Origin of the sequence: Hyphomicrobium sp. (assembly GCF_047600905.1) — a bacterium.
Taxonomy (GTDB): domain Bacteria; phylum Pseudomonadota; class Alphaproteobacteria; order Rhizobiales; family Hyphomicrobiaceae; genus Hyphomicrobium_B.
Genome location: NZ_JASGKD010000001.1, coordinates 2,791,182 through 2,816,800, shown reverse-complemented (window position 1 = coordinate 2,816,800; position 25,619 = coordinate 2,791,182). Strand labels below are relative to the sequence as shown.

The following is a 25,619-nucleotide window of genomic DNA, read 5'->3' as shown; positions in this document are numbered from 1 at the left end:
ATCTATTGTCCTTTCGAGCCGTCAGGCTCGTGCTTCATTATAAGTTGAGCAATTCCCATCGTCCCCGACTTGGACAGAGTCGTCGCCATCTGGTCTGCGAGCATCGAACGCCAAACCGAACCCGCTGTGCCTTCTCCGAAAAGTTCCGCGGAATCCTTCGGCATCCATTCTTCCAGCATTTGGCGGAGATAAAGAGCTTCGAACTGCTGTCCGACTTCCTTGAGCTTGCTCTGCTGCGCATCGCCGGATTGGACTTGGGACGCGACTGCAGAAGATTGCGTGCGGCTTTCCTCGCCCAGCCGAACGGTTTGGCGGGCGGTCCATATCGCCTGATCGACGGAGCTGGTAGTCGGTGAGATCGGCATTATTCGGTTTCGTCATAGATTAAGGGCGACGAAATCAGGTTGAACGCTTAGACTTACACCGGCCTTGCGCGACAACGGATTGGCGAAATTCGATGAGTGCCTCGAGATCCTTTTGTTCGGCTTTTCGCTCTTCCTCGGCGCGAATGTCCGATTGCAGGGACGAAGCGCCGTGGGTGCGGCGGCTGGCCTGCGCATAACGCTGTACGGCCGTCTCGTGCTCCCTTGTGAGGCGCTGCAACCGCCGATCCATATTGCCGATGCTCCGCGCCATCAGGGGGAGAAATGGTTCGATTTTTGGCGTTGGGTTGGCGGAGACTCGCCAGGAGCTCTTCCTGCGCCGCGCGAAGATCGCCGATTTGCCGCGTCAACTCGGCAACCTTTGCCCGTTCCGTTGTTTCCAAATCGCGGAACAGATCGACCAGGCGCCCGAGTTTCTTCGACGACCTAGCCATGGTGCCCGAGATTTTGAATGGCCTGCCCAACGAGAGAGGTGAAAATCTCAAGCACGGTCTTGTCGATCTGAAGCAGAATGAAAAGGCCGCCGAGCACGACGAACGGCGTCGAAACGAAGTAAATGGGAATCTGCGGAACCATTTTGTTCAGAAAACCGAAGGCCATGTTGACCGTGATCGAATACACGACGAGTGCCGCCGCGAGCTGCGCAGTCAGCTTGAAGGTCGTATCGAAATTCGTGACGATCAATTGCAGATTGGGAGGTGCGGCAATCGCCGACCCGACCTTCAGCGTCTCATAGGATTTCTGCAACATGCGGATGACGTTGATGTGCTGATCCGAAATGAAAAATAGCGCCAGCGCCGGCATCGTCACCATAGAGCTGAACGGCGATGAGGGATCGTTGTTGTCGACGGAATGCGAAAAGACCGATCCATAGCCGGCAAAGTTCGCCATCGCGGTCGCGGCAAATTCGAGCGCAAGAAAGAGAATGCGGACGAGAAAGCCCAATAGAATGCCGCTCAGCGACTCGATCGCGATGACCCCGAGCAGGTCGCTCGGCGTCTCGGAGACGGCAGGACGCACGTCATCATAAACAAGCGGCGTGATCGTCAGGGCGACGCCAATCGCCGCGAAAAGACGAAATTGAACCGGGATGCGATCGCTCGAAATGCCCGGCAGCAACATGAAGCACGCGCCGACCCTGCAGAAAATCAGAAACGGAACGAGCAGGGTCGCATGTGTCAGTTCCGTCATGAGATCGAGCCGAGCGACTGGATCTGTACGCCGCGGCTGATCTCGAGGTGCGACAGAACCGGCAGCGTTCCATAAAGCCGTTCGGTAACGGTGTGAACGTAAGGCCGCGTTTCGGCCGCCGTCACGAGAGCGAATTGATGTCCCGCGTCCATCAGGGGCTGCACGACGCGGGCAAGGTCGGCGCCAAATTGCTCGATGAGGCGCGGCTCGATATCGAATTCCACAACCTCGCCCTTCCCGTCGCGCCTGAGCGCCTGATGGAACGCGAGCTCCCACTTGTTTCCGAGCCGGACCACCTTGAGATAGTTGCCTTCGCTAAGGTCGCCGCAGATCTGCGTCGAAAGCCGCATGCGGACATGCTCGGAAATCTGCTCGGCCTTTCGCGTGAAAGGCGCGATTTCCGCGACGGCTTCGAGAATAAGATGCAGGTTCCGGATCGAAATGCGCTCAGCCAACAGGATTTTCAGCACGCTTTGCAGGCCGGAATAGGAAATCTGCGACGGACAGATTTCATCGAGCAGCTTGCGGTATTCAGGATCGAGCCGTTCCAGAAGGGCGCGCAGGTCCCGATACGAGAAGAGCTGCGCCAGGCTGTTCCGGATCACTTCCGCCACGTGCGTGAGCAAGACGGAGGTATTTTCAACGGGTACGAAGCCGTCGCGCTTCAGGGCGTTCGTGAAGATATCGGGTACCCAGAGCGCTTTCATGCCGAATGCGGGCTCGCGCGTCTCATCACCCGGCGCTTCTGGCTTCGGACCGTCGCCAACAACGACGAGCACGTCTCCGAGCCTCAGCTCTGCGCTCGCAACAACGGTCCCGTGCACCTTGATCTGATAGCTCTTGGTTGGAACGGAAAGATCTTCGGACAGCCTGATTTCAGGAACTACGAACCCGTATTGCTTCGCGAACTTCCGCCGCATCTTGGCGACCCGCTGAGGCAGATCGCTCGTCGGCCGCATCAGAACCGTCGAGATTTGCTTGCCGAAGCAGATCTCGATTTCCGTGGTTTTCAGCTGGTCGCGGATGGATTGCCGCGATTGGTCTTCCGCCGCGGGTGCCTGCGTCGACTTTTTCGCAAGCTCCGCCTCACGTTCGCTTTCGGCCTTCTGACGCAGAAGTCCAACGCTGGCATAGGTCAGGATGCCGCCGATCGCTGCAAACGGAAGGAGTGGTAAACCAGGAGCGAGCGCGAGAATGGACATGACGCCGCCGGCGACCATCAGCGCGCGCGGATAGTTTCCGAGCTGGCTGACGATGACGCCTTCAGTCGATCCGGTCGTACCACCTTTCGATACGAGAAGACCGGCAGCCAGCGAAACGATAAGTGCGGGCATTTGCGTGACGAGGCCGTCGCCGACCGACAGCTTGACGAAAACGTCGACTGCCTGATCGAAGGGCAAGTCGTGCTGCGTCACGCCGATGATGATGCCGCCGAAAATATTGACGGCTGTAATGATAAGACCTGCAATTGCGTCGCCGCGCACGAACTTCGACGCACCGTCCATCGCGCCGAAAAATTGGCTTTCTTCCTCGAGTTCCTTGCGGCGTCGGATGGCTTCCTTCTCGTCGATCGAACCAGACGAGAGATCGGCATCGACCGCCATCTGCTTGCCGGGCAGCGAGTCGAGGGTGAAACGGGCGCCCACTTCTGCGATACGCGTCGCACCTTTCGTGATGACGACGAAGTTGACGGTTACCAGAATAATGAAAACGATGATGCCGATAACGAAGTTTCCGCCCATGACGAACTGGGCAAAGCCGGCGATGACGTGCCCGGCGGCTGTCGGCCCCTCCGCGCCTTGCGACAGGATAAGTCGCGTCGTCGCGACATTGAGCGACAATCGCAGCAGTGTTGCGATCAGCAGGATGGTCGGGAAGGCAGAAAATTCCAGCGGCCGACGTATCCACAACGCGACCATGAGGATGATGATCGACAGCGCGATCGAAAACGCCAGCCCGATGTCCATCATGAACGCCGGCAGCGGCAGAAACAGAATAGTGAGGATGCCGACGACGCCGACTGCCAAGCCGGCATCGCGCTGACCCAGACCAAGTTCGATGCCACTGCCTGCAGTGGTTTTCGTCGCTGCCATGAAGAAGAAACCCTCGCGCTTTGGGCTGAGCTTCCTATGCGAAGCTTGCGCGAGGTCGTCATCGGGCAATGATTGAGGGAGGAAAAATCGCAGCCGCTGAATATTCTGGCTTTTCAGCGCGATGTCTCGGCCACCGGTATCCCGGCGATCTACAACTCCACGCGCAGGCAGGCGACGAGCGCTATTTCGCCGCCTGAACCGGATGAGCGCCGGGGCGGCCAGCGCGGTTTTTAGCGTCAAGCTCGCCGGGTGCGGCCTTCCCCCGTCCGATTCCCGAATAGTCGAAGCCGAGGTCGCGGGCCCTATCGGCATCGAACGCGTTTCTCAAATCGACGACCGTCCTGCCCCCCATCAGGTTCCTGATGCCTTCAAGGTCGAGGGCTCGGAATTCATTCCACTCCGTTAGGACGACCAGAATGTCAGCGCCCTCAGCCGCTTCGTTGGCGTTTTCGCACCATGTGAGCCCGGGAAGCAGTGGTTCGGCCTGGCGACGGCCCTGAGGATCGCAGGCTCGAATGGTGGCACCGCGTTCCTGCAGCATCGGAACGATGACGAGGCTCGGCGCATCCCGCATGTCGTCAGTATTAGGTTTGAACGTCAGACCCAGTACGGCAATCGTCTTACCGCGCACCGACCCGCCAGCGGCTTCTTCGATGCGGATTGCCATCGCAAGCTTCCGCTCATGATTGACCCGCTCGACCTGTTCGATGATCGAAACCGGCGATTTTGCCTCGCGCGCCGTCCGGATCAGAGCCGAGACGTCCTTGGGGAAGCACGAACCACCGTATCCCGGCCCCGGATGCAGGAACTTGTCGCCAATGCGCCGGTCCCGCCCGATGGCAGATGCAACCTCCTGAACGTCGGCGCCCAAATTCTCGCACAGATCGGCGATCTCGTTGATGAAGCTGATCTTGAGAGCCAGGAAGGCATTCGCCGCATATTTCGCGAGTTCGGCCGACTCGCGTTCGACGAACATGACGGGTGAACCGCGCAGCGCCAGCGGCTTATAGAGCCGCGCCATCACCTCACGCGCGCGTTCGTCGTCGGTTCCGACCAGGACGCGGTCGGGATGCGTGAAATCCTGGATCGCCGAACCCTCGCGCAGGAATTCCGGATTGGAGCACACCGCGACGTCGGCATCGGGCCGCTTCGCCTTCAGCCGCCGTTCGATCTCGCGGCTTGTCCCCACCGGCACGGTCGATTTCGTCGTCACAACGGTGAAATCTTGGAAATGCGGGGCCGCGTCCTCGACTGCGGAGAACACATAAGACAGGTCCGCATAGCCGTCGCCGCGCCGCATCGGTGTGCCGACCGCAAGGAATACGACGTCGGCGTCGGCCACCGCCGGTCCGAGCTTGTCAGTGAAAAGCAGCCGCCCCGCCTTGATGTTGCGATCCATCAGCGCTTCGAGGCCGGGCTCGTAAATCGGTGACCGACCGGCTTTCAGATCCGCCAGCCGATCCGGATCCTTGTCGACACAGGTAACCACCCATCCGAAATCGGAAAAGCACGCGGCGGAGACGAGCCCCACGTAGCCTGCACCGATCATGCAAATCTTCATCGCATCCGCCCCCAATATCTGGCAGCAGACGGTATCCCACCAAACCCCCGACCTCGCCAGTGCCTTGATCCGGCACACTTGGTCTCAGGGCGTTGAATTTTGCGGATAATGCCCGCAATTTCAACGCCCTAATGCCAGCACCAATTGGGTGAATCCGGTGCTGGGAGAGCATCGAGCCCGTTGAATTTGTCGTCGCCGATGAGCACTAGGTTCTAAGCAACGAACTTCTTCTTATTTGATCTCAAAGGTCGATGCAGGCTTGATGGCTCTTGTCGGCACATGCCGTGCCGTCCGCGGTGATTTCGATGAGACTTGCGCCGCGTCATCAAACGCTAAGCTCCACGACGCACTCGTGGGCTCCGCAAACGGAGACCGCTATGAACACTAAAACTTCAGATCCTCGATTTTCTCGTCCGATGAACCGCGCTGCCGCGATGTGTCCTTGCTGCTGTTGCTGCTGAGAACACTGGCGCCATCACGCAACTTTTTCACTCACAACGCGATCATCAGAGGATGTCGGCATTTGCCGGCAAGAAGGAATAATGTCCAAATCATACGTTATCGAAGTCGGCGACGATCAGGCCGGCCTCATCATCCGCGAAGAAGGAGAACGCGACTACCTCTTTCACGCAGCCCTTGATACTTACAACGCACTTGAGGGCCGCCGATTCGCCAACGCGCTTTTGGCTGAGCGTGCCGCCGCGGCGCATCTCTCGAGCCGCCGTCGAAGCCGCAATGCTGTGCGCGCGGAGGTGTTCTCGCAATGACGAACAGGCGCCGCCCCCCGGCCAGGCCGCAACGGGGCGCAAAAACCACCGCTTCGCAGGTCGTGTCGGAGCACAAAGGACCACGGTTGGTCGTCATCGCATCCAGAGACGAACAGCAGCGGTTGGAACCCAGTTTGGAATTGGCGCCTGTCGGGCCATCGCCCGACTTTTAGCCGCTATTCCTGAGAACATTTGCCACGAATATTAGTCCCTGGACCTGCTCGCCTTATCAGCGATCAGGAACTGAGACCGGCGGTTCAAGCGAACCACCGGTCTTTTTTTGTCCGTGATGCCAAACGCTGTTCCCTCCCCAGCATCGTCATTGACTGGTATCAACCCCATTGCCGTGGCGCGATGTTAACCAGCGCAGAAACGCATTTAGGCGAGGGAAATATGGATGATCACTTTTGGCCGGCGATGTATCCGGGTCTCATCGTTGGTATTCTCTACGGGCTGTCGCTCCGCGGCGTCTTCAACACGGCCGTCGCGGCGCTGGGCGGCCTGATTGGGGCGGCCATCGCCTATGAACTCTTGACCATGGCAAACTTGAACGACGGCTTGCCCTCAGTCGCCGGCCTCACGCTTGCAGCTTTTATCGGCGCCTATTTGCTGACGAACGCGGCCCGGCATTTAAAATCCGCGCCGCCGAAGCCCTGATTCGGCATCCCGGCGGAACGTTTTCTGTTCCAATCAAATGTGGATCACCCGCGAAATTCCGGCATTTCTGTCGTGTGTCGCAAAGCTGTCGCGCAACTGTCGTCGATATTTCATTGAATCCTGGAATGCAGCAGGATCATCGATGTCGACGGAGGAGCTATGGCCGATCTCGTGACGACGGCAGCTCTCATCTTTTGCGCTCTTGCGGCCACCACGCATCTTTTGACGATCGCCCTGGCGCTCTACCGCGTCTCAGCACCTGCAAAGCGATCGCCCGCGGTCGCAGTCGAACCTGTCAGCATCGTGCGCCCGGTTTGCGGGCTCGATCATTTCGACGAAATGACGCTGCGCTCAACCTTTGAGCTCGATGCACGTGAATATGAGATCATCTTCTGCGCCGCGCGCGAAGACGATAGAGCCATACCCTTCGTTCGCCGCCTGATGGCCGAATATCCCGATGTTCGCGCCCGCCTGCTGATCGGCGACGACAGGCCGACCAGCAATCCCAAGCTCAACAACATCGTCAAAGGTTGGAGCGCCGCGCGTCATAAGTGGATCGTTCTCGCCGACAACAATGTGCTGATGCCGCCGAATTATCTCGACGATCTGTTTCAAAGCTTCAAACCGGGCGTTGGTCTTGTCTGCTCTCCGCCCGTGGGCAGCCGTCCGATCGGCTTCTGGGCCGAACTCGAATGTGCATTCCTCAACACCTATCAGGCGCGTTGGCAAAGCGCCGCCGACACGATCGGCTTCGGCTTCGCGCAGGGCAAGTCGATGCTTTGGCGCCGCGACATTCTCGACGACGCAGGCGGCATAGAAGCGCTAGGTGCTGAAATTGCCGAAGACGCGGCAGCCACAAAGATCGTGCGCTCTCATGGTCTCGATGTCCGTCTCGTTGATCGGCCTTTTGAACAGCCCTTGGGGCCGCGGACAAGAGCGCAGGTGTGGGATCGGCAAGTGCGTTGGGCAAGATTGCGGCGCGCAACCTTCCCGATTTTCTATGCTCCCGAAATCTTCGCCGGGTGTGCTCTGCCGGCGGTCGCGGCCGTTACAGCAGCTGCGGCTTCCGATATCGATCCAATGCTGGCTCTCTCCGGTCTTCTTGCGGGGTGGTTCGGGGCGGAAACTCTTCTGTCTCGCGTGGCGGGATGGCACTTCAGGTGGTATTCCCCGTTCGCTTGGATGCTGCGCGATTTCCTGCTGCCTGTTCTCTGGGTTGAAGGCTGGGTGGGAAATACCTTCGTTTGGCGCGGCAACGATATGAGCGTCGCGAAATCCCACAACGAAACCAGCCTGCCGGATACCAGCCGACCGTTGGCAGTCACGACCAAAATCATTTGAAGCGACGTCGTGACTTCGAACCTTCGCCTACTGGATCCGGTCCGTGTTCGTATCGGACACAAGCCCGACAGTTCGGCCCGGAAAGCCCGCGGCGTCGAAGTATTTCGTGTTGCCTGAAACCTGATAGTTGAGGATCGTGCGCAGCCCCGTCGCCGATGGCGCGGATACCAGGGTTTTGCGCTCCCACGACGGCATGGCGCCGTTGGGAAAAGCTTCGACAAGCGGCCGGCCGGCAAGTTTGCCGTGACTTTCCGGCAGCATGCCAAGAATCGCTGCAATCGTCTTGCCGATATCGGCGTTGCTCGCAGGCGCCTCGTCGACGAAGCCCTGTTTGAAATCCGGGCCGAACGCAGCCATGAAGTTGAGCGTGTCGCCGCGATTGAAACTGCCGTGCATGCCTTGGCCTTGCTGCAGCTCCGTATCGGCGACCTCGACAGCGCACATCGTTGGCTCCGAACAGCCTGTCGAAAAGCTCTTGAAGTTTACGACAATCGAGGGCCGCAACATTTTCGCCGCGCCTTTGAGATTTATTGCGCTGAGCGGAAGCGTGCCCGCAAAACTGCCGAGAGCGTCATCGACGAAAATGCCGCTGACGTAGTCCTGAGCATGCAGCGCGTCGACCGTCTTCTGCGCCAGCACCGGGTCGCCGCCCGGGATATAGATGAGATCGGAACCTCCGTTCGCCGCGACGATCACCTTGGGTGCGTTCGCGTCGTCCCCGATATAGCCGTTGCCGTCAGCCGGATGTTGGCCGGTCTCGACTTTCGCATTGTCATTGTCTGGATCGTAAAGAGACAGAGCGAGCGCGGTTGCAAGATCGATCGCAAGAAAACCGGGCGGCAGCAGTGCCGGCGGGACATTCGCATAACTCCGCGTCGCAGCTGGGCTTGTCTGGCTTTGCTTCGAAATCGTCGAGAAGCCGTGATCAGATGAAATAATGATGTTGGTCGTATCCGAAAGCCCGAGTTGGTCCAAAGTCCGTCGGATCGTCGCAAGATTGGAATCCGCGTTGCGGATGGCGGCCAGCGACGTCGGACCGTTGATGCCGGGTTCCAATCTCAGGAAACTGTCTCCTTGGTTGTGCTGGGTTCCGTCCGGATCGCGTGACCAGAACACGATAACGAATGGCTTCCCATCGGTTTTGAATTTTGGAAGCACGACTCTCGTCAGGACCTGCGCGAAGTAGCTTTGCTGGACGACATTTGCATCCTTGGTCCCGGGCGTCTTGTAATCGCCATGGTCCTTGTTTGTCAGCCGAGAAGGCGTCTCTTCCGGCAACCCTTGAGTCTTGAGGCCCTCGCTCACCCATGAAGCGAGCGGAATGCCGGCGGGTGTTCCCGTCGCGTCGTCGACGATGACGCTTTCCCCTCCGCCTCGCGAAGTGTGATCGAAAACCAGCGTCGGTCCGATTTTGCCGATGGCAGCTGTATTGAATCCCGTACGATGCGCAACATGCAGAATGGTTTCTTCGTCGATGAAATTCCCCGCGAAGTGATCATCGATGTCACCGAGAATGCCGTCGTTCTCGATGAAGCTCAGTCGCGCCGATTTCGCTGTCTTTATCGGAAAGCCCGCATAGAGGACGTTGCCGAAAACGCCGGTATCGCCGAGATAATGTCCGGTCGCCATGCCGCTGGAATTTGGCATCGTGAAGGTTGGGAACAGCGAGTGGCTGTTGATGAAGTTGACGCCTTTGTCGCGGATCTCCGCAAATGTCGGCGCCGTATCGGGGGTCACGAGCTTTTGCCGCAAGCCGTCTGGAACGAAGAGGATGACGTTATGTTTCTGCGTGTCGGCGAGCACCGGGCCGGCATCACCGAAGATAACAACGACCAAGGCCCACAAAACATACCTGTTCAGCACCATGGCCGCTGTTGCCCCCGTTGAGTTTCAGATGCGATGACGCAAGCAAGTACATGGGCTAAGTGACGTTCGGCCGACATCACATGCCTAAATTTTCGGCTTGCGTCGCAAGCGAGGTAGCCAACGCGCCGACCCATCGGAAAGAGATTCCATAATGTCCGACAGCACACGCGAGTTCGCAACAGCGATGAGTGTCAGAATGACTGTCGGCACGAGTACCGCAGTGAACGCCAGCAAGCGCCATTCCGTCGATTGATTTGCCCAGTCGAGAAGGTTCATGCCGAGGAAGCCGGTAACGGTCGTCGCGACGAGACCAAGCGTCGTGACTACTGTCAGCCGCGTGACCGTGTCGTTCTGCCGCCGCATCGCCTCGTTTTCCAGGAACTCGCTCATCTCCTGGATTTCCTGCCGGATGTCGTTGTAAAGCCGGTCGATATCCAGATGCGTGCGGCACAGCGCAAACAGATCATGAGCCTGCGTCTGGTTGCTGACGGAATAGAACCAATAGCGATGCGTGAACCGCAAAAATGTCTGCAAGGCGCGCCGCGATGCCATGCGGAACGCAATGCTGGCACTTTTGCTGTGCGCGTCGAGCCGGCTCATGGCGGCCGTCAGGCGATCGGAGAACATCAAAAGCGAAGCCTTGTGGAAATGCGCGATCAGGAACACGAGGAAGTGCTCGTGCCGGAAACTGTTGAGACATCCATGATTGGGGTCGACGAAGAAAGGATTTTCGGCGCTTCCTGTCACGACGAGCGCATGCCCGCACGACATGTAACGGCTCTGCGGCCACTCGATTTCGTTATGTTTTCCGAAATATCGATCGTAGCAATAGCGCTTCTCGAAATCTTCCAGATGGCGATCGGAAAATGGAAGTTCCTGGCAGCTGCCCGGCCCTGACGCAAAGGCAAGCCGGACATAGTCAGCGCGCGTCAGTTCGCTGTCGGGCTGCACGGCGATGAAGGCCATCTGCGGCATCCGGTAATATTCGAGCTGCTTGTAGCGCAGCATGCCTGGAAGATCGGAATGATGCGGAACCAATGGAAAGAGCAGATATTGCCAATGTGCCGCCACACGCGCCGCCCGTTTCGCACAGACGTGCGTGAGAAACCTGTCGCGGTCCTCGTAATCTGACGCGACGACGACGACGCTTTGTTCCGAGAGGAATTCGACCTTTGCCGGACAATGACCGGCGACGTCCGTGCCCTTCTCCCAGTATGCCGGGTGCGTTCGGCCCAGACGGAACATCACATCCTGCACATCGGCGAGGCCGATGTCGTTGGTTGAGATCTCCAGCGCCAAGATCACGACGTCGATTTCGAAGAAGAAATAGAGATCGATATGCTCGACTTTGAGGTCGATAGCCTTGGCGCCGGGCGTAAGAACGACGCGCAATGTTGCGATATCGGTGCGCCGGAAAGTCGTCACCGGGCTTTCGGACGAGACCGAGCCGACGGTCTTGCTCGGATTGCTGCCGTAGAGAAACCGCTGTACCGGCGGCAGGAACGTGACAAACTCATTGTAGTGCCGCTCCTGGAAATTCTTTGGATCGCCGGTGAATTCATCGTCGACGACCTTCCACGGATTGTCCGCTCCAAGGCTCGAGAGAACGGCTGCAAAGTTATGATCGGCGGCCTCTGGGTGAAGCGGGACAAGCTCCACCGGCCACAGCAGGATCTGCCGGAACTGGCCGATGCGCGTATCGGGAAATGCGGCGCGCGAACTCAGCGGATCGCAAGGCGGATTTTCGGAGCGGACGTCATCAAGCATAGGACCTCCGAATTTTTGTTTGAACGCCGCTCGGCGGCGGGGCCGCTTCGACGATCGCGGTCGCGACGATCCGCTCTTCCTATCGGAAAAAACGAACCGGCCGGGGAGCCCAACGATGGTCCGAAGAGCGCCTGCCGGCACCATCACCGAAGGACATGACAGTTGTACGACACAACTGAATCTATTGATGAAATCCGCGTTTTCTGAGGAAATTGAGGCGCCAAGTTCGTTTCCGAGCGCTAGCGATCGAATCTCACGAAGCGATATAGCTCAGCCTCCAACCGGCACAAAAATCGCCCCGCTTCTGGGAAACTTTTTTTCTTCCCGGTATGGTGAGGCGTCTTTGGGCAAGCACGAAAGGGGGAGGACGTGCGCTTTCTAGTATTTCAGCACGTTGCAAGCGAACATCCGGGCATCTTTCGCAAGTTCTTCGCTGCCGATGGCATATCGTGGGACGCTGTCGAACTCGACGCGGGCGAAGCGATACCACCGCTCGATAATTACGATGCGCTTTGGGTCATGGGCGGCCCGATGGATGTCTGGGACATCGAAGGCCATCCGTGGCTCGTCGATGAAAAGCGAGCGATCCGCCACTGGGTTCGCGATCTCGAAAGACCCTTTGTCGGGCTCTGTCTCGGTCATCAGTTGCTCGCTGATGCATTGGGCGGGACCTGCGGTCCTCAGCGCCCGCCGGAAATTGGAATTCTCGACGTCGAATTGACGCCGGCCGCCAAGAATGATCCGGTGTTTGCCACGCTACCGACGGAGTTCAAGGCGGTGCAATGGCATTCCGTTCGCGTCGCGCAGCCGCCTGACGACGCTGTCATCCTCGCGAAGTCCGATATCTGTCCCTGTCAGGCGATGCGCGTCGGCAAGACTGCCTGGAGCATGCAATACCATGTCGAGGTCGAAGACAGCACGATCGACGACTGGGGGAAAATACCCGCTTATGCTGAGGCATTGGAGCGGACGCACGGCCATGGTGCACTGCCGCGCATGGCCGCAGCCGCGAAGCCATTTGCCGCGAATTTCGCGACCGGCGCCGAAAGCTTCTATCGCAATTTCATGCGCGCTATCCGGGCCTGACGAGAACTTTGCAGCGTCGAAGCGATCTCGCATTTGCGTTATTGCGAAACAATTGTTCGCCAAGATGCTGCTTATATTTGCGCCAATTGCCGCGAATTTGGCCTTGAATGATTTCGTGAACTCGCAGCATAATTCAAAAATTATCACTCACAGGAAAGTTTCGACGTAGCGATTTCGATACGTCGACCTCAACAAAGTTGGCTTGGAGGCTTATCAATGTACGATGCCGTCAAACGAGTTTTGGCCGGTGGAACTTGCGCGGCAATGCTCTCGCTCGCAACTTTCAGCCAAGCCATGGCGGGCGCCCCAGAATTTACCGATCCCATCAAGATCGCGCTGTTCGATTGGACGAGCGTCAACCTCAACGCCAAGATCCTCGGCGGCATTCTGACGAAGCTTGGATACAACGTCGAATACCCGACGGCCGACTATCTCTCGAGCCTGACGACCGGACTGACGAACGGCGATATCGATATCGGCGTCGAATACTGGGACACGACCGCGCGCGAAGCGATGAAGGCTTCCGACGCCACCGGCCAGACGGAACGGCTCGGTGCGCTGGGCCCGAAAGCCAAGGAAGAATGGTGGTTTCCCGAATACATGAAGGAAAAGTGCCCTGGCTTGCCGGATTGGAAAGCGCTCAAGGATCCGAAGTGCGCGGAAGCCTTCTCGACGCCCGACACCGCGCCTAAAGGCCGGTATCTCGGCGGCCCGGTGACTTGGGAAGGTTTCGACGACGAGCGCGTTGAAGCTCTCGGTCTGCCCTTCGTTGTCGTCCACGCTGGCACCGATGGCGCCATGTTTGCCGAGCTGGATTCGGCTTATCAGCGCAAAGCACCGATCCTTCTCTGGATCTACTCGCCTCACTGGGCGCCAGCCAAGTACAAGGGCGAATGGATCCAGTTCCCCGAATACGAGCCTGCTTGCTACACTGATCCCAAGTGGGGCGTGAATCCGGACAAGAAATACGATTGCGGCAAGCCGCACGGCGAAATCTGGAAGTACTCTTGGAAGGGCCTCAAGGATAAGTGGCCCGTCGCGTACAACGTGGCGAAGAATTACACCATTGACACGGACGAGCTGAACAAGATGTCCGGCCAAATTGATCTCGAAGGCAAGTCGATCGAAGACGTTGCCGCCGCTTGGGTCGACGCCAACGAAGCAAAATGGAAAGAATGGGCGAAATAGCAAACTTGCTGGCCCTTCTTTGCATCATGACGTGAGACTCGACGGGAGCCGATCGGCCATCGCCATGGCTATCGGCTCCCGCTTATTTTCAGTCCATGACGCGCGATAGCGCAATGGAGCGACCAAGGATGAATACCCAAGCGCCTCTGCGCGATGAAGCCAAACCTGTCAAAGACGATCGCCAGGTCAAGCTGCTATGCAAAGACGTCTGGAAAGTCTTCGGCGACGGCGCCAAGCACTTCATGTCGAAGCACAACGGCGCGCCGAGCTCTGAAGAACTGAGCAAAGCCAAGCTCGTCGGAGCTGTGCGGCACGCGTCTCTCGAAGTGAAGCGCGGCGAGAATTTTATCGTCATGGGCTTGTCTGGCTCCGGTAAGTCGACCCTTGTTCGCTGTCTTTCTCGTCTGATCGAGCCGACGTGGGGAACAATCGAACTCGATGGCATCGACCTTTTGAAAGCCTCGCCCGATGAGTTGATCGAGATCCGGCGCCACAGAATGGGAATGGTCTTCCAGCATTTCGCGCTCCTTCCGCATTTGACGGTGCTGGAGAACATTGCTTTCCCCCTGTCGGTACAGGGCGTCGAGCGCAAGACGCGTGAAGCGCGCGCTCGCAAGGTCATCGAACTCGTCGGTCTCGGCGGCCGCGAGCAGTTTTATCCGCGCGAGTTGTCCGGCGGCCAGCAGCAGCGCGTGGGCATCGCGCGCAGCCTCGCTGTCGAACCGGAGATCTGGTTCCTCGATGAACCCTTTTCCGCGCTCGACCCGCTGATCCGCCGCGAGATGCAGGCCGAGCTGCTCCGTCTTCAAAGCGTTCTCAAGAAAACCATCGTCTTCATCACGCATGACTTCGATGAAGCCATCCGCTTGGCGGACCGCGTTGCCATCATGAAAGATGGAGAAATCATCCAGATCGGAACGCCGGAGGAACTCGTTCTTCATCCCGCAACCGAGTATGTCGCCGAGTTTACGCGCGACGTGCAGCGGTCCAAGGTCATGTCGGCAGCGCGATTGATGCGGCCGACTTCGCCATCTGCCGATTACGGCGGCTCCGTATTGGCAACGGACAAGGTGTCGACGTTTTCCGCCCGCATCGTCGGCACGCGCAAGAACTTCCTGGTCACTGCCGCGGACGGCAAACCGTTGGGAGAGGTAACGCCCGACGACGTCATCGATCTTCTCGCCGACCGCGATCCTTCGCGCGAGGCTCGCGCATGACCGTCGCGGACACGCGTATGCCGGCACGAACCCCATCTGTTTCCGCTCCGACCCTCATGTGGATCGGCGCAATTGCGATCGTTGCAATCCTATATCTGATCCCGAGCGTCGCGCCTTGGGCCGCGAAATATCCCTCGAGCGCAATTGTTCCGATATCGGATTGGATCTCCGCCGCGATGGCGTGGCTCAAGTCTAATTTCACGTGGCTGACGCGCGGCATTACCGCCGTCTTCAATGTGCCTTTGCAATGGGCGATCAACTTGCTTGCAAAGGGTTGGAGGTTCGGCTTTGGACCCGATGCCGTAACGCTGCCGCGCCTGTCGTGGGTCGGTATTTGCGCAGCATTTGCAATCGCCGGCTACCGATTTGGAGGCTGGCGGCTCTCGGCTCTTGCCGCCGGATGCATGCTCTACATCGCGCTCTTCGGACAGTGGACGAGTGCGATGCTGACGCTTGCGCTTATTGCGATCAGCGTGCCGCTTTGCGTGATCATCGGATTGGGCCTTGGCGTTCTGGCGTTCCGCAAGCCCAGCATCGACCGATCAGTCATCGAACCGATGCTCGATTTGATGCAGACGATGCCGACGTTCGCATACCTTATTCCGATGCTGCTCCTGTTCGGCAACAGCCCGGTCTCGGGCATGCTCGCAACCGCTGTGTTCGCGATGCCGCCGATGGTCCGCGCCACGGTTTTGGCGCTGAAGCGCGTGCCACACGAGATTGACGACTTCGGCGAAATGGTTGGCTGCACGCCGCGCCAGAAGCTGTGGCGGGTGTTGTTGCCGTCGGGACGCGCGACCCTCATGGTCGGCGTCAATCAGGTGATCATGCTCGCGCTCAACATGGTCATCATCTCATCGATGATCGGCGCCGGCGGCCTCGGCTACGATGTGCTTCTCGCTCTGCGCGCATTGAAGATCGGACAAGGCATGGAGGCGGGTCTCGCGATCGTCGCGCTCGCAATTGTGCTCGATCGACTGAGCCAGGCGGCAGCCCGCCAGCGGCCTGCGACGCACAATCACGATCTGACTTTCGCGCAGCGCAATCCGATGCTTCTGCTAGGCCTCGGCATTGTGGCGGTGACGACGGCCTTGGCCACATTCGTCCCTGCCTTCGCCGCTGTTCCTGCCGCGATTAAGGTCTCGACGGCACCGCTTTGGAAGGAAGCGGTCGATTGGGTCAACATTCACTTCTTCGACGCCATCGAAGCCTTCCGGACGTTTCTGCTTCTCTATATCCTGAATCCGATCCGCGATTTTCTCGTCGATTTTCCGTGGCTCGGAATGGTGCTTCTCGTCGGGCTAGCCGGATATCGATTGTCGGGAGCGCGCCTCGCGATACTCACGGTCCTGATGACATCGTTCTGCGCCGTCACCGGGCTTTGGGAAAAATCGATGGCGACGCTTTATCTCTGCGGAGTGTCGGCGATCATCGCAGCACTCTTCGGCATCGCGCTTGGTATCGTCGCATCTCGCAGCGATCGTTTCGCAGCTTTCATTACACCGCTCCTCGATACGTTGCAGACCCTGCCGTCCTTCTGCTTCATCATCCCGGTCGTCATGCTGTTCCGCGTCGGCGACGTGACGGCCATGATTGCCACGGTCCTTTTCGCAATTGTGCCGGCAATCCGCTATACGAACCATGGCATCCGGCAAATCCCCGAAAGCTTGATCGAAGCCGCGACCGTTTCGGGGTGCACGCCCCGCCAGATGTTCTGGCGCGTGCAGCTGCCTTTGGCGCTGCCGGAAATCATGCTCGGCATCAATCAGACGGTTCTCTTGGCGCTCAGCATGGTCATCATCTGCGCCATGATCGGCACGCGCGATCTCGGCCAGGAAGTATTCATTGCACTTGCGAAGGCAGATGCAGGCCGAGGCCTGACCGCGGGCTTTGCAATCGCCTTTATCGGCATTGTCACCGACCGTTTGCTCCGGGCGTCGACCGACAGACTGCAGTCGCGGCTTGGCCTCGTTTGATAAGGCCTCGCCGCGACCGGGGCGGACGGCTCGTTAGTGAGCGGTCCGCTCGATCGCGATCGCCGTTGCTTCGCCTCCGCCGATACAGGCCGAGGCAATGCCCTTCGTCACGCCTCGACGCTCCATGGCGTAAAGAAGCGTCACGATCAGCCGCGCGCCGGTCGCGCCGATCGGATGTCCGAGCGCACACGCGCCGCCATTGACGTTGAGCTTGTCGCGCGGGATCGAAAGATCCTTCTGCGCGGCCATGGCGACCGCTGCAAATGCTTCGTTGATCTCGTAAAGATCGACGTCGCGAGCCTCCCAGCCAGCTTTGGCGAGCACCTTGCGGATCGCCGGGATCGGAGCTGTCGTGAACCACGCGGGTTCCTGACTATGCGTCGCATGAGAGCGGATCTCCGCTAAAATCGGCAAACCTTCTCGGTCCGCGATCGAGCGACGCGTCAGCACCAATGCCGCGGCGCCATCCGCATTTGCCGAAGAACTTGCTGCCGTGATCGTTCCGTTCGGCCGAAACGCAGGCTTGAGCTTCGGCACCTTGTCAGGAGAAACTTTGAGGGGGTTTTCGTCGTTCGAAATGACCTTTTCGCCCTCTTTCGACAGGATCGTGATCGGCGCGATCTCAGCCTTGAAAGCGCCCGACTGAATTGCGTCGCGAGCCCGGGTCAGTGTTTCGATCGCGAATGCATCCTGATCGGCACGCGTGAATTGATATGCTTCTGCGGTGGCTTCTCCGAAGTCACCCATGCTCCGGCCTTTTTCGTAAGCGTCCTCAAGACCGTCGAGCAGCATGTGATCCAGCACCTGTGCATGACCGGCGCGCAACCCGGACCGCGCTTTCGGCAGCAGATATGGCGCGTTCGACATGGATTCCATCCCGCCTGAAACGACGACGTCGGCCGAGCCCGCCGCTAAGAGGTCGTGGCCGAGGAAGGTGGCTTTCATGCCCGACCCGCAAACCTTGTTGATCGTCGTTGCGCCGGTTGCGTCCGGCAGTCCTGCGGCGCGCGCTGCTTGACGCGCAGGCGCCTGGCCTTGCCCGGCCATAAGCACGTTACCGAACAAAATCTCGTCAACCTTTTCCGGCGGAAGGTGGGCGCGGTCGAGAGCCGCCCGGATGGCGTGAGCGCCGAGCTCCGAAGCCTGCAACGGGGCAAGGTCGCCCAAAAATCGTCCCAACGGGGTTCGGACTGCGGACACGATGACAATTGGGTCGCTGGCCATGATGAAAGTCTCCGCCCTTGGCTATTTATGATGACCGACATAATATATGATGTACGTAATGCAAGAAGAACCGGACGATTGCGCAACGACATGCGTTGACGCACCTCAATGTCCGCGCTCGGAGAATGATTGGATGAAAGCAGCAGAGTCGATCGTAACCGGGTTGGTTCCTTCCGAGGTCGCCGCAACGATGTCAGGTCTCGATTTTATTGCTGCAATGCGAGATGGAACGCTCGTGGCGCCACCTTTCAGCGCCACCACGGATATTCGGCCGACCGAGGTCTCCCCCGGCCGGGTCGTCTTCGAAGGAACGCCGTCTGAGCAATTCTATAATCCGATGGGCACTGTTCACGGCGGATGGATCACTACGCTTCTCGACACGGCGATGGCATGTGCTATTCAATCGATGTTGCCTGCCGGACAAACGCTTACGACGCTGGAACTCAAAGCCAATTTTGCACGACCTGTCTTCGCATCCACGGGCACTCTGCGCTGCGAAGGCGTCCTGCTCTGTTTCGGTGGCCGAATTGCGAGTGCTGAGGGAAAAATCTTCGACGCGGACCAAAACCTCGTCGCTCACGGGACGGAGACCTGCTTGGTCATGGCGCACCGAAACGTTGTGCCGCCGCAAGCCTAGGCCAAAGGAGAACGAGAATGCCGCGAGTATCGCGCAAGGAAGCCGATCAACATCGCGAAGATGTCCTCAACGCTGCATCGAAATTGTTTCTTGAGCACGGCATCGACGGCGTCAGCGTTCCGGCTGTGATGGCCGAGGCTGGTCTGACCCACGGCGGCTTTTACGGCCATTTTGATTCCAAGGAAGCGCTCGTGGCGGAAGCCTGCGAACGAGCGTTCCAGGATCGGCGCGGCATTTACGATGGCATCGACGAACGCAATGGTGTCGACAAGAAAGCGGCGCGAACGGAATTCATAAAACGTTACACGACACGTAGCCATCGCGATGCGATCGGTCTCGGCTGCCCTGCCGCCGCAATGTGCGGGGACATTGCGCGCGAGGATCCCAAAGGTCAGATACGATCGGCGTTCGTCGCTGGGTTTAACACTATGGTCGAGCGGCTGACGCCACTCCTGTCGAGAAAAAAGAAGGCTGCGGCACGCGACGACGCGCTTGCTCAAATTGCAATGCTGGTCGGCGCGGTCGTGCTATCCCGATCGACCAAGGGATCGCCTGTCTCGGAGGAAATCATCCGAGCCGTCCGTTCGGCGATGCTGGACGAATAGGCCGCGATACCTTCCCGCAACCCGTCAAAACTCTATTGCAGTTTAGACGCTGCCATTTTCTCGCGAATATAAAAGCCAATCGTGGCCGCAGCCAGAATCGGCGCGCCGGCGAACACCCATTGTGCTGTGAACGCATATATGAACGCCGCCGCGGCGCACCCAGTAGCAAAAGCGAGGATGCCGTTGAGGAGGTTGGTCACCCTGGCCTGCAACGCGAGCTTTTCATTCTCCGGAACGCCGTGAAAGAGATCGGCGAGATCAAGCATCGCCTGCGTCGTCGTCCCGGTCATGATGGTCGTCGGCGGAAACTGGGAAAGATGAATGCGGTGGAACGCATTCTGGATGGCCATCGCGACGACCAGGATGAGGCCGACAGAGATCGCCGGGGCGGTGTCCGCGTCGGGGAACGGCCCGTAGCACAACGCGAGTGCGCCGGCGATCGCCATTAGTACCAACTGCGTCGCGAGCCAGATGCCGAGAATCGGCAGTCCGCTTTGCTCGACTTGAAACCGCGCAATGCGCGTTGCGAACACGGCGACACAAAAGAGCGGAAGTGCCAAAATCTTCGCTGTGGTATCCGAGGCGCCATGAACCAATGACGCGCCGAGCGTCACGAAGTTGCCGGTGACGTGCGAGGTGAAAAGACCATGCAATGCGAGAAAGCTCGCGGTGTCGACATAACCGGCGGTAACACTCAAGATCGTCGGCACAGCCGGTAAAGTGAAATAGCGTAGCGTCATCCTCGCCTCGCAACCATATTGAAGCCCTGACACGAATAACCGACGCCCTTGTGTCCGTCATCGAATACCGGCCTAAGCCGTGGCATTTGTCGCAATTTTTCTAAATGCACGAATTTAGGCGGGACAAGGTGGACAATACACCTCGCCCGGCGTTAACAGTGGCGCCCGTCCGGCGGGTCGAAAGAAGCGTTGCAGGATGATGGTCGAAGGACTGATCACGCTCCCGAGTTCCCACCCCGCGAAAGAAACAGCGGATCGGCTTGCCGCTGCGGTCGCCGGCCACGGCATGACGCTCATGGCACGGGTCGACCATGCTGCTGCCGCCGCCAAGGTCGGCCTTGAACTTCGCCCGACTGAAGTGCTCTTTTTCGGAAATCCTTCCACCGGCACGCTGCTGATGCAGGACAACCAGGCAATAGGTCTGGAACTGCCATTGAAGGTTTTGGTCTGGCAGGACGAAACCGCCAAAACTTGGATTTCATACCCGCGTATAGATTGGCTCGCGAGCCGGTACGCGCTAACTCTTGTGGCACAGACCACGGTCGGGAAAATCGCGTCCTTGCTCAAGACCATTACTGAGGAGGCCGCCCAATGACTTCAATCAAAGCAGCGGTTCGATCTTTCTGATCGACTGCCGTCAGGTTCACCCCCCGCAACGTAAATGAAGGAACATAGAGACATGAAAGCGGATACTGCCAAGTCCCGGCGCAAGGCTGCCCTCGATACCCCTTCGCACTTCTCCGACAACGCCATCAAAGACATCTCGGGAGCATTGTCGGCGCTTCTGGCGGACTTCTTCGCGCTCTACATCAAGACGAAGAACTTCCACTGGCACATGTCGGGCCCGAATTTCCGCGATTATCACCTGCTGCTCGACGAGCAGAGCGAGCAGATCTTTGCGGCAACAGATGACATCGCTGAGCGCGCTCGCAAACTTGGTGGCACGACGATCCGTTCGATCGGCCAGATCAACAGCCAGAAGCGCATTCTGGATAACGATGCCGACTTTGTAACGCCGAACGACATGCTCGCTGAGCTTCGCGACGATAATCTTCAGCTTGCCGACGAACTGCGCCAGCTCCATGATCTTTGCGACGAACATGGCGACGTGGCGACCGCGAGCCTCCTCGAAAACTGGATCGATGAAGCCGAACGCCGCGTATGGTTCCTGTTCGAATCGACGCGTGATATCCCCCATCGAGCCTGAGGCGATTGGCCGGAAAAGGCGCGATTTATTCGAGGCGCGGGAGTGAAATCACTCTCGCGCCTTTTCTGTTTCCAGTGGATCGACGAATGGTGCCGGACGCGGCATTTCAAACGTGGAATCGGTTGTCGCGTAAATTCCCCGCCCGTGCATGCGTCCTATCAGGTAAATAGCTGGCGTATCGACATAGAGCCTCGACGCGTCGAGCATCACGCTGTCGTCAACGTGCGCCTGCACCACCTCCCCGATCACCAGCAGCTGGCTGGGAAATTGAATTGGAGTATGAAGCCGGCATTCGAATGCAACTGGACTGATTGCGATCCGCGCTGGCCGCACCTTGAGCGAGGGTCGCGTGTCGAGTTTCGCAAGCGTCAATTCGTCGACATCGGCCGGTGCATCGACAGACGTCAGATTCATCGCCTCGGCAGCAAGCCGCGGCACAAGATTGACGACGAATTCACCGGTGTCGAGAATATTTCGTGCCGTGTCCTTCATGCGGCCGTCACTGTTGGCCATGATGCCGATCGCGACCAGCGCCGGGGCCTTCCCCATCGCATTGAAAAAACTGAACGGCGCCGCATTGCGGACGCCGTTCTTCGAAAGCGTGGAAACCCAGGCGATGGGCCGTGGCACGATCGTGCTGGTCAACAGCTTATAACGATCGTCCGCGGCAAGCGTTTCGAAGTCGAATTCCATTCCATCACCTGAGCAAGGTCCTCAAAGCGTCTTGAGGATGCTTTTAACGTGATCAATTTCGTCCTGCACGACGGTGTGACCCATGCCGGGATAGATGATCTCCGTCACGTTCGCGCCAAGCGTCTTTAGAACGGCCGCCGACTCGTTCACCCGCACCAGCGGTATATGGAAGTCGACGTCGCTGCAGCCGAGGAACACGGGCGTCCCTTCCAGCGAGCCCGCATAAGCGCGAGGCGTACCGTCGGGACCGATCAAGCCGCCGCTCAAGCCCACGATGCCGCCATAGCGGCGGGCATTCCTGGCCGCGAACTCGAGGGCGAGACACGCGCCTTGAGAGAATCCCAGCACGACGATTTTCTCCGCCGGCATACCCTGGCGCTCCAACTTCGCAACCGTATCGGAAAGCGTCGTTAGGGCGTTGCTCAGATACGGCTCGTTCTGCGCAATGGGGGCCATGAAGGACTGCGGATACCAGCTGCCCGATCGTGCCTGCGGTGCGACGTAAGCAATGTCGCTCGCGTCGAACGCATCCGCCAGTCCGAGCATGCCTTCGGCGCTGGCGCCGCGCCCGTGGACCAGTACGACCGCCGCGCGGGCAGCACCCAAAGGTGCGCCCGCCCGAACGATATTGGAACTCATCGTCGTCATGCCGCCTGCTCCAACGGTTGCAGAATTGCCTCGATCTCTTTCCGCTGACCTTCGAGGAATGCAGGCAGCTTGAGCGCCTGCCCCAAAGAGGCCACCGGCTCATCGATCGCAAACCCCGGCTGGTCGGTTGCGATCTCGAAGATCACGCCGCCAGGCTCGCGGAAGTAGATCGATCGGAAGTAATTGCGATCCATCTGTTCCGTCGCATGGATGCGATGGTTCTCGACAAGCTTCTTGCGCATCTCCGCCTGTTCTTCGTCCGTCGCCGCGCGGAATGCGACGTGATGGACGGAGCCGCGGCCCATGTGACCCGCCAGGAAGCCTTTGGCCTCGCGTATTTCGACGACGCCACCGCTATTCGTTCCTTTCGCGACGAACTGCGTGACTGAGCCTTCGCTTTCGCCCTCGGTGAATCCGAGAACGTCGGTCAGGATCGCACCCGTTCGTTTGGCGTCTTCGAGCAGCAGGCGAATGCCGTAAAAGCCGCGAATGGCGTTTTCCGCCGACACATCGCTGCCCGTCCAAGCCGCTTCGGCTTCCGCGCCTGCCACGCCAACGAGAGCGAGGCTCATGCCGTCCGGATCGGTGAACGTTAGGACCGAATGTCCGAAACGCTTTTCGATGTCTTCATGCGGCACGCCTTTCTCGACGAAGCGATGCGCCCAGTAGCCGATCGCGCTTTCCGGTACGCAGAACATCGTCTGCTGCGCGAGCCCGACGCCGTTCCGTCCCTTCGGCGTATGGGCCCACGGGAAGAATGTCAGGATCGTACCGGGCGTTCCGACCTCGTCACCGAAATAGAGGTGATAGGTGCCAGGATCGTCGAAGTTGACGGTCTTCTTCACCAACCGGAGTCCAAGAACGCGCGTATAGAAATCGAGATTGCGGGACGCATCGCCAGCAATCGCGGTGATGTGGTGAATGCCAGACATGGCTTGTCCTTTCTCTCGTTCGCACGAGATTTCCGAGTGTTGAACTGCTATGTGGATCGTCTGAACGGCACTTCAATCTTTAGCGCCGGAAGCGGACCGTCGCCAATTCAGCGACGATCCGTATAAGCAAGTCTAAGCCGCGAGCTTGGCGGCAATCTGGGCAACGTGCCGGCCTTGGAAATGCGCGCCCGCAAGTTCGTTAGCGGAAGGCTGCCGCGAGCCGTCGCCATTGGCGATCGTTGTCGCGCCGTAGGGCGAACCGCCTGTCACTTCGCTGACGCCCATCTGCCCCTGGAACGAATAGGGCAGACCAGCGATCACCATGCCATGGTGGAGCAGAACAATCTGGGTCGAGAGGATTGTGCTCTCCTGCCCGCCATGCTGCGTGGCCGTCGATGAGAACACGCTTCCAACCTTGCCGATCAACTTGCCGCCGAACCACAGCCCGCCGGTTTGATCGAGGAAGTTCTTCATCTGAGCCGGCATGTTACCGAAACGGGTCGGCACGCCGATGATGATGGCATCATAATCAGGAAGCTCGTCGACCGTTGCGATTGGCGCAGCCTGGTCGAGCTTGAAATGCGATTTCCGCGCGACCTCCTCCGGCACCAGTTCCGGGACACGCTTGATTGTCACCTCCGCGCCGGCTTCACGCGCCCCCGCGGCGACCGACTCCGCCATTTTCTCGATGTGGCCGTAGCTCGAATAGTAAAGAACCAGTACTTTCGTCATCGCCTGCCTCCAGGACATCTTGAATTCGCTTTGCTCGGAGGCCCATCCGCCGTCCGATGCGAATAAATATGTATCGTTGACGAAATTCGCTCAATATATCATAGATTCATCAGTCTGTTTCCGATTTGGATACAAATGGACAAGCTAGACGCCATGCGCGCCCTGGTGAAGGTCGTCTCCACGGGCAGCTACGCCGAGGCGGCACGGCGCCTCGGGTTGACCCGCTCGGCCGTCAGCAAGGGCGTCATGGAGCTTGAGCAAGGGCTTGGCGCGCGTCTCCTTGACCGCACCACGCGGCGCGTTACCCCCACCGAAGCCGGCCTTGCCTATTACGAGCGCTGCGTCTCGATTCTGTCTCAGATCGAGGAGACGGAAGCCCAGGTCTCCCGCCTCCACGACGAGCCGAAGGGCATCCTGAAGGTCAACGCGCCGATGTCGTTCGGCATGCTCTATCTTGGCAATGCCGTCGCCGATTTTATGATCCGGTATGATGAGCTGAAGGTAGAACTGACGCTGACCGACAGGTTCATCGATCCGCTCGAGGAAGGCGCCGATATCACCGTCCGCATTGGACAGCCGACCAACTCGAGCCTCATCGCCCGCCGTATCGCCGCAGCGCGCTTGGCACTCGTTGCCTCTCCCTCATATATCGACAAACACGGTTCGCCTGAAACCCCCGCAGATCTCATCAATCATCGCTGCCTGAGCTACGGCCATACCACCTCGATGCAACGCTGGACGCTGACGAGCGAAGGCAAGCCTGTGTCCGTTTCGATCGGCTCGTGCCTGTCGTCGAACAACGGGGACACCCTTCGCGACGCTGCAGTCAAAGGTATCGGCATCGCCAATCTGCCGACCTTCATCGTCGGCAGGGACATCGCGGCGGGACGTCTGAAACTCGTCCTCCCGGACAATCGCCCCGCTGACCTTGTCATCCACGCGCTTTACGCGCCCAATCGCTATTTGGCCGCAAAATCTCGCGTGTTTATTAATTTTCTCGTAGATCGCTTCGGCAAGTCGCCGCTATGGGACGATTTTGAGGGCAAATATTAGCCCTTTGTATCGTCATGACCGCGAAGGCGGTCATCCACGCGAGTCTCCGCCTGCC

24 protein-coding genes are annotated in these 25,619 nt (G+C 58.9%); 12 read left to right on the top strand and 12 right to left on the bottom strand.

The genetic code is table 11. The annotated features are described in order from the left end of the window. Nucleotides 1-2 precede the first annotated feature (2 nt). From QM780_RS13495 to QM780_RS13480, 4 genes are all read right to left on the bottom strand, one after another. Nucleotides 3-365, bottom strand: a complete 363-nt coding sequence (locus QM780_RS13495) for a rod-binding protein (RefSeq protein WP_415070971.1) — start codon at nt 363-365, stop codon at nt 3-5. Between the two features lie 444 nt (nt 366-809). Beyond that, on the bottom strand, nt 810-1,574 hold the full coding sequence (locus QM780_RS13490; RefSeq protein ID WP_415070970.1) for a flagellar biosynthetic protein FliR: 765 nt from the start codon (nt 1,572-1,574) through the stop codon (nt 810-812). Next, the gene (flhA, locus tag QM780_RS13485) at nt 1,571-3,667 is read right to left on the bottom strand and encodes a flagellar biosynthesis protein FlhA (RefSeq protein ID WP_415070969.1); all 2,097 of its coding nucleotides are present in this window, start codon (nt 3,665-3,667) and stop codon (nt 1,571-1,573) included. The genes QM780_RS13490 and flhA overlap by 4 nt, the downstream gene beginning before the upstream one ends. A 181-nt stretch (nt 3,668-3,848) precedes the next feature. Next, nucleotides 3,849-5,228, bottom strand: coding sequence for a UDP-glucose dehydrogenase family protein (locus QM780_RS13480; protein ID WP_415070968.1), 1,380 nt, complete (start codon nt 5,226-5,228; stop codon nt 3,849-3,851). Nucleotides 5,229-5,770: 542 nt separating this feature from the next. Between QM780_RS13480 and QM780_RS13475 the strand changes: the two genes are divergently transcribed. From QM780_RS13475 to QM780_RS13465, 3 genes are all read left to right on the top strand, one after another. Beyond that, complete coding sequence (locus QM780_RS13475; RefSeq protein ID WP_415070967.1) at nt 5,771-5,995, top strand: hypothetical protein; 225 nt, start codon at nt 5,771-5,773, stop codon at nt 5,993-5,995. 393 nt (nt 5,996-6,388) lie between these two features. After that, nucleotides 6,389-6,652, top strand: a complete 264-nt coding sequence (locus tag QM780_RS13470; RefSeq protein WP_415070966.1) for a hypothetical protein — start codon at nt 6,389-6,391, stop codon at nt 6,650-6,652. 159 nt (nt 6,653-6,811) lie between these two features. Beyond that, the gene (locus tag QM780_RS13465; RefSeq protein WP_415070965.1) at nt 6,812-7,993 is read left to right on the top strand and encodes a ceramide glucosyltransferase; all 1,182 of its coding nucleotides are present in this window, start codon (nt 6,812-6,814) and stop codon (nt 7,991-7,993) included. Between the two features lie 27 nt (nt 7,994-8,020). On the opposite strand, the gene QM780_RS13460 is transcribed toward QM780_RS13465, so the two are convergent. After that, entirely contained in the window at nt 8,021-9,859 is a 1,839-nt protein-coding gene (locus QM780_RS13460) for a nucleotide pyrophosphatase/phosphodiesterase family protein (RefSeq protein ID WP_415070964.1), read from the bottom strand. 84 nt (nt 9,860-9,943) lie between these two features. Then, the gene (locus tag QM780_RS13455; RefSeq protein ID WP_415070963.1) at nt 9,944-11,626 is read right to left on the bottom strand and encodes a CorA family divalent cation transporter; all 1,683 of its coding nucleotides are present in this window, start codon (nt 11,624-11,626) and stop codon (nt 9,944-9,946) included. Nucleotides 11,627-11,995: 369 nt separating this feature from the next. On the opposite strand from QM780_RS13455, the gene QM780_RS13450 reads away from it, so the two are divergent. The 4 genes from QM780_RS13450 to QM780_RS13435 all read left to right on the top strand — a co-directional run bounded on the left by QM780_RS13450 (nt 11,996) and on the right by QM780_RS13435 (nt 17,093). Beyond that, entirely contained in the window at nt 11,996-12,712 is a 717-nt protein-coding gene (locus QM780_RS13450) for a type 1 glutamine amidotransferase (RefSeq protein WP_415070962.1), read from the top strand. Between the two features lie 264 nt (nt 12,713-12,976). After that, entirely contained in the window at nt 12,977-13,900 is a 924-nt protein-coding gene (locus QM780_RS13445) for an ABC transporter substrate-binding protein (RefSeq protein ID WP_415072042.1), read from the top strand. A gap of 128 nt (nt 13,901-14,028) precedes the next feature. Further along, nucleotides 14,029-15,117: a quaternary amine ABC transporter ATP-binding protein gene (locus QM780_RS13440; RefSeq protein ID WP_415070961.1), complete on the top strand. Its 1,089-nt coding sequence runs from the start codon at nt 14,029-14,031 to the stop codon at nt 15,115-15,117. Continuing rightward, nucleotides 15,114-17,093, top strand: coding sequence for an ABC transporter permease (locus QM780_RS13435; RefSeq protein ID WP_415070960.1), 1,980 nt, complete (start codon nt 15,114-15,116; stop codon nt 17,091-17,093). Before QM780_RS13440 ends, QM780_RS13435 begins: the two co-directional genes overlap by 4 nt. A 33-nt stretch (nt 17,094-17,126) precedes the next feature. Here QM780_RS13435 and QM780_RS13430 read toward each other — a convergent pair whose 3' ends face one another. Next, on the bottom strand, nt 17,127-18,317 hold the full coding sequence (locus QM780_RS13430; RefSeq protein ID WP_415070959.1) for an acetyl-CoA C-acyltransferase: 1,191 nt from the start codon (nt 18,315-18,317) through the stop codon (nt 17,127-17,129). A 133-nt stretch (nt 18,318-18,450) separates the two neighbouring features. Here QM780_RS13430 and QM780_RS13425 point away from each other — a divergent pair, with 133 nt between their 5' ends. Then, nucleotides 18,451-18,954 carry a PaaI family thioesterase gene (locus QM780_RS13425; protein WP_415070958.1) on the top strand — a complete coding sequence of 168 codons (504 nt, stop codon included), beginning with the start codon at nt 18,451-18,453 and terminating at the stop codon, nt 18,952-18,954. A 17-nt stretch (nt 18,955-18,971) separates the two neighbouring features. Continuing rightward, complete coding sequence (locus QM780_RS13420) at nt 18,972-19,559, top strand: TetR/AcrR family transcriptional regulator (RefSeq protein WP_415070957.1); 588 nt, start codon at nt 18,972-18,974, stop codon at nt 19,557-19,559. 32 nt (nt 19,560-19,591) lie between these two features. Here the strand turns inward: QM780_RS13420 and QM780_RS13415 are convergent, their stop codons facing one another. Continuing rightward, complete coding sequence (locus tag QM780_RS13415) at nt 19,592-20,299, bottom strand: DUF1275 family protein (protein WP_415070956.1); 708 nt, start codon at nt 20,297-20,299, stop codon at nt 19,592-19,594. A 196-nt stretch (nt 20,300-20,495) separates the two neighbouring features. Between QM780_RS13415 and QM780_RS13410 the strand changes: the two genes are divergently transcribed. Both QM780_RS13410 and QM780_RS13405 read left to right on the top strand, forming a co-directional pair. Next, nucleotides 20,496-20,894: a DUF302 domain-containing protein gene (locus QM780_RS13410; RefSeq protein ID WP_415070955.1), complete on the top strand. Its 399-nt coding sequence runs from the start codon at nt 20,496-20,498 to the stop codon at nt 20,892-20,894. An 84-nt stretch (nt 20,895-20,978) separates the two neighbouring features. After that, nucleotides 20,979-21,506 carry a Dps family protein gene (locus QM780_RS13405; RefSeq protein ID WP_415070954.1) on the top strand — a complete coding sequence of 176 codons (528 nt, stop codon included), beginning with the start codon at nt 20,979-20,981 and terminating at the stop codon, nt 21,504-21,506. 48 nt (nt 21,507-21,554) lie between these two features. On the opposite strand, the gene QM780_RS13400 is transcribed toward QM780_RS13405, so the two are convergent. The 4 genes from QM780_RS13400 to wrbA form a co-directional block, all read right to left on the bottom strand. Then, nucleotides 21,555-22,199, bottom strand: a complete 645-nt coding sequence (locus QM780_RS13400; protein ID WP_415070953.1) for a flavin reductase family protein — start codon at nt 22,197-22,199, stop codon at nt 21,555-21,557. Nucleotides 22,200-22,220: 21 nt separating this feature from the next. Further along, complete coding sequence (locus tag QM780_RS13395; RefSeq protein ID WP_415070952.1) at nt 22,221-22,847, bottom strand: alpha/beta hydrolase; 627 nt, start codon at nt 22,845-22,847, stop codon at nt 22,221-22,223. Then, nucleotides 22,844-23,779 (bottom strand): ring-cleaving dioxygenase, encoded by a 936-nt coding sequence (locus QM780_RS13390; RefSeq protein WP_415070951.1) that lies wholly within the window; start codon nt 23,777-23,779, stop codon nt 22,844-22,846. The genes QM780_RS13395 and QM780_RS13390 overlap by 4 nt, the downstream gene beginning before the upstream one ends. Before the next feature lie 132 nt (nt 23,780-23,911). Beyond that, nucleotides 23,912-24,511, bottom strand: a complete 600-nt coding sequence (gene wrbA, locus QM780_RS13385) for an NAD(P)H:quinone oxidoreductase (RefSeq protein ID WP_415070950.1) — start codon at nt 24,509-24,511, stop codon at nt 23,912-23,914. A 135-nt stretch (nt 24,512-24,646) separates the two neighbouring features. Between wrbA and QM780_RS13380 the strand changes: the two genes are divergently transcribed. After that, nucleotides 24,647-25,564 (top strand): LysR family transcriptional regulator, encoded by a 918-nt coding sequence (locus QM780_RS13380; RefSeq protein WP_415070949.1) that lies wholly within the window; start codon nt 24,647-24,649, stop codon nt 25,562-25,564. The last annotated feature ends 55 nt before the right edge of the window (nt 25,565-25,619 follow it).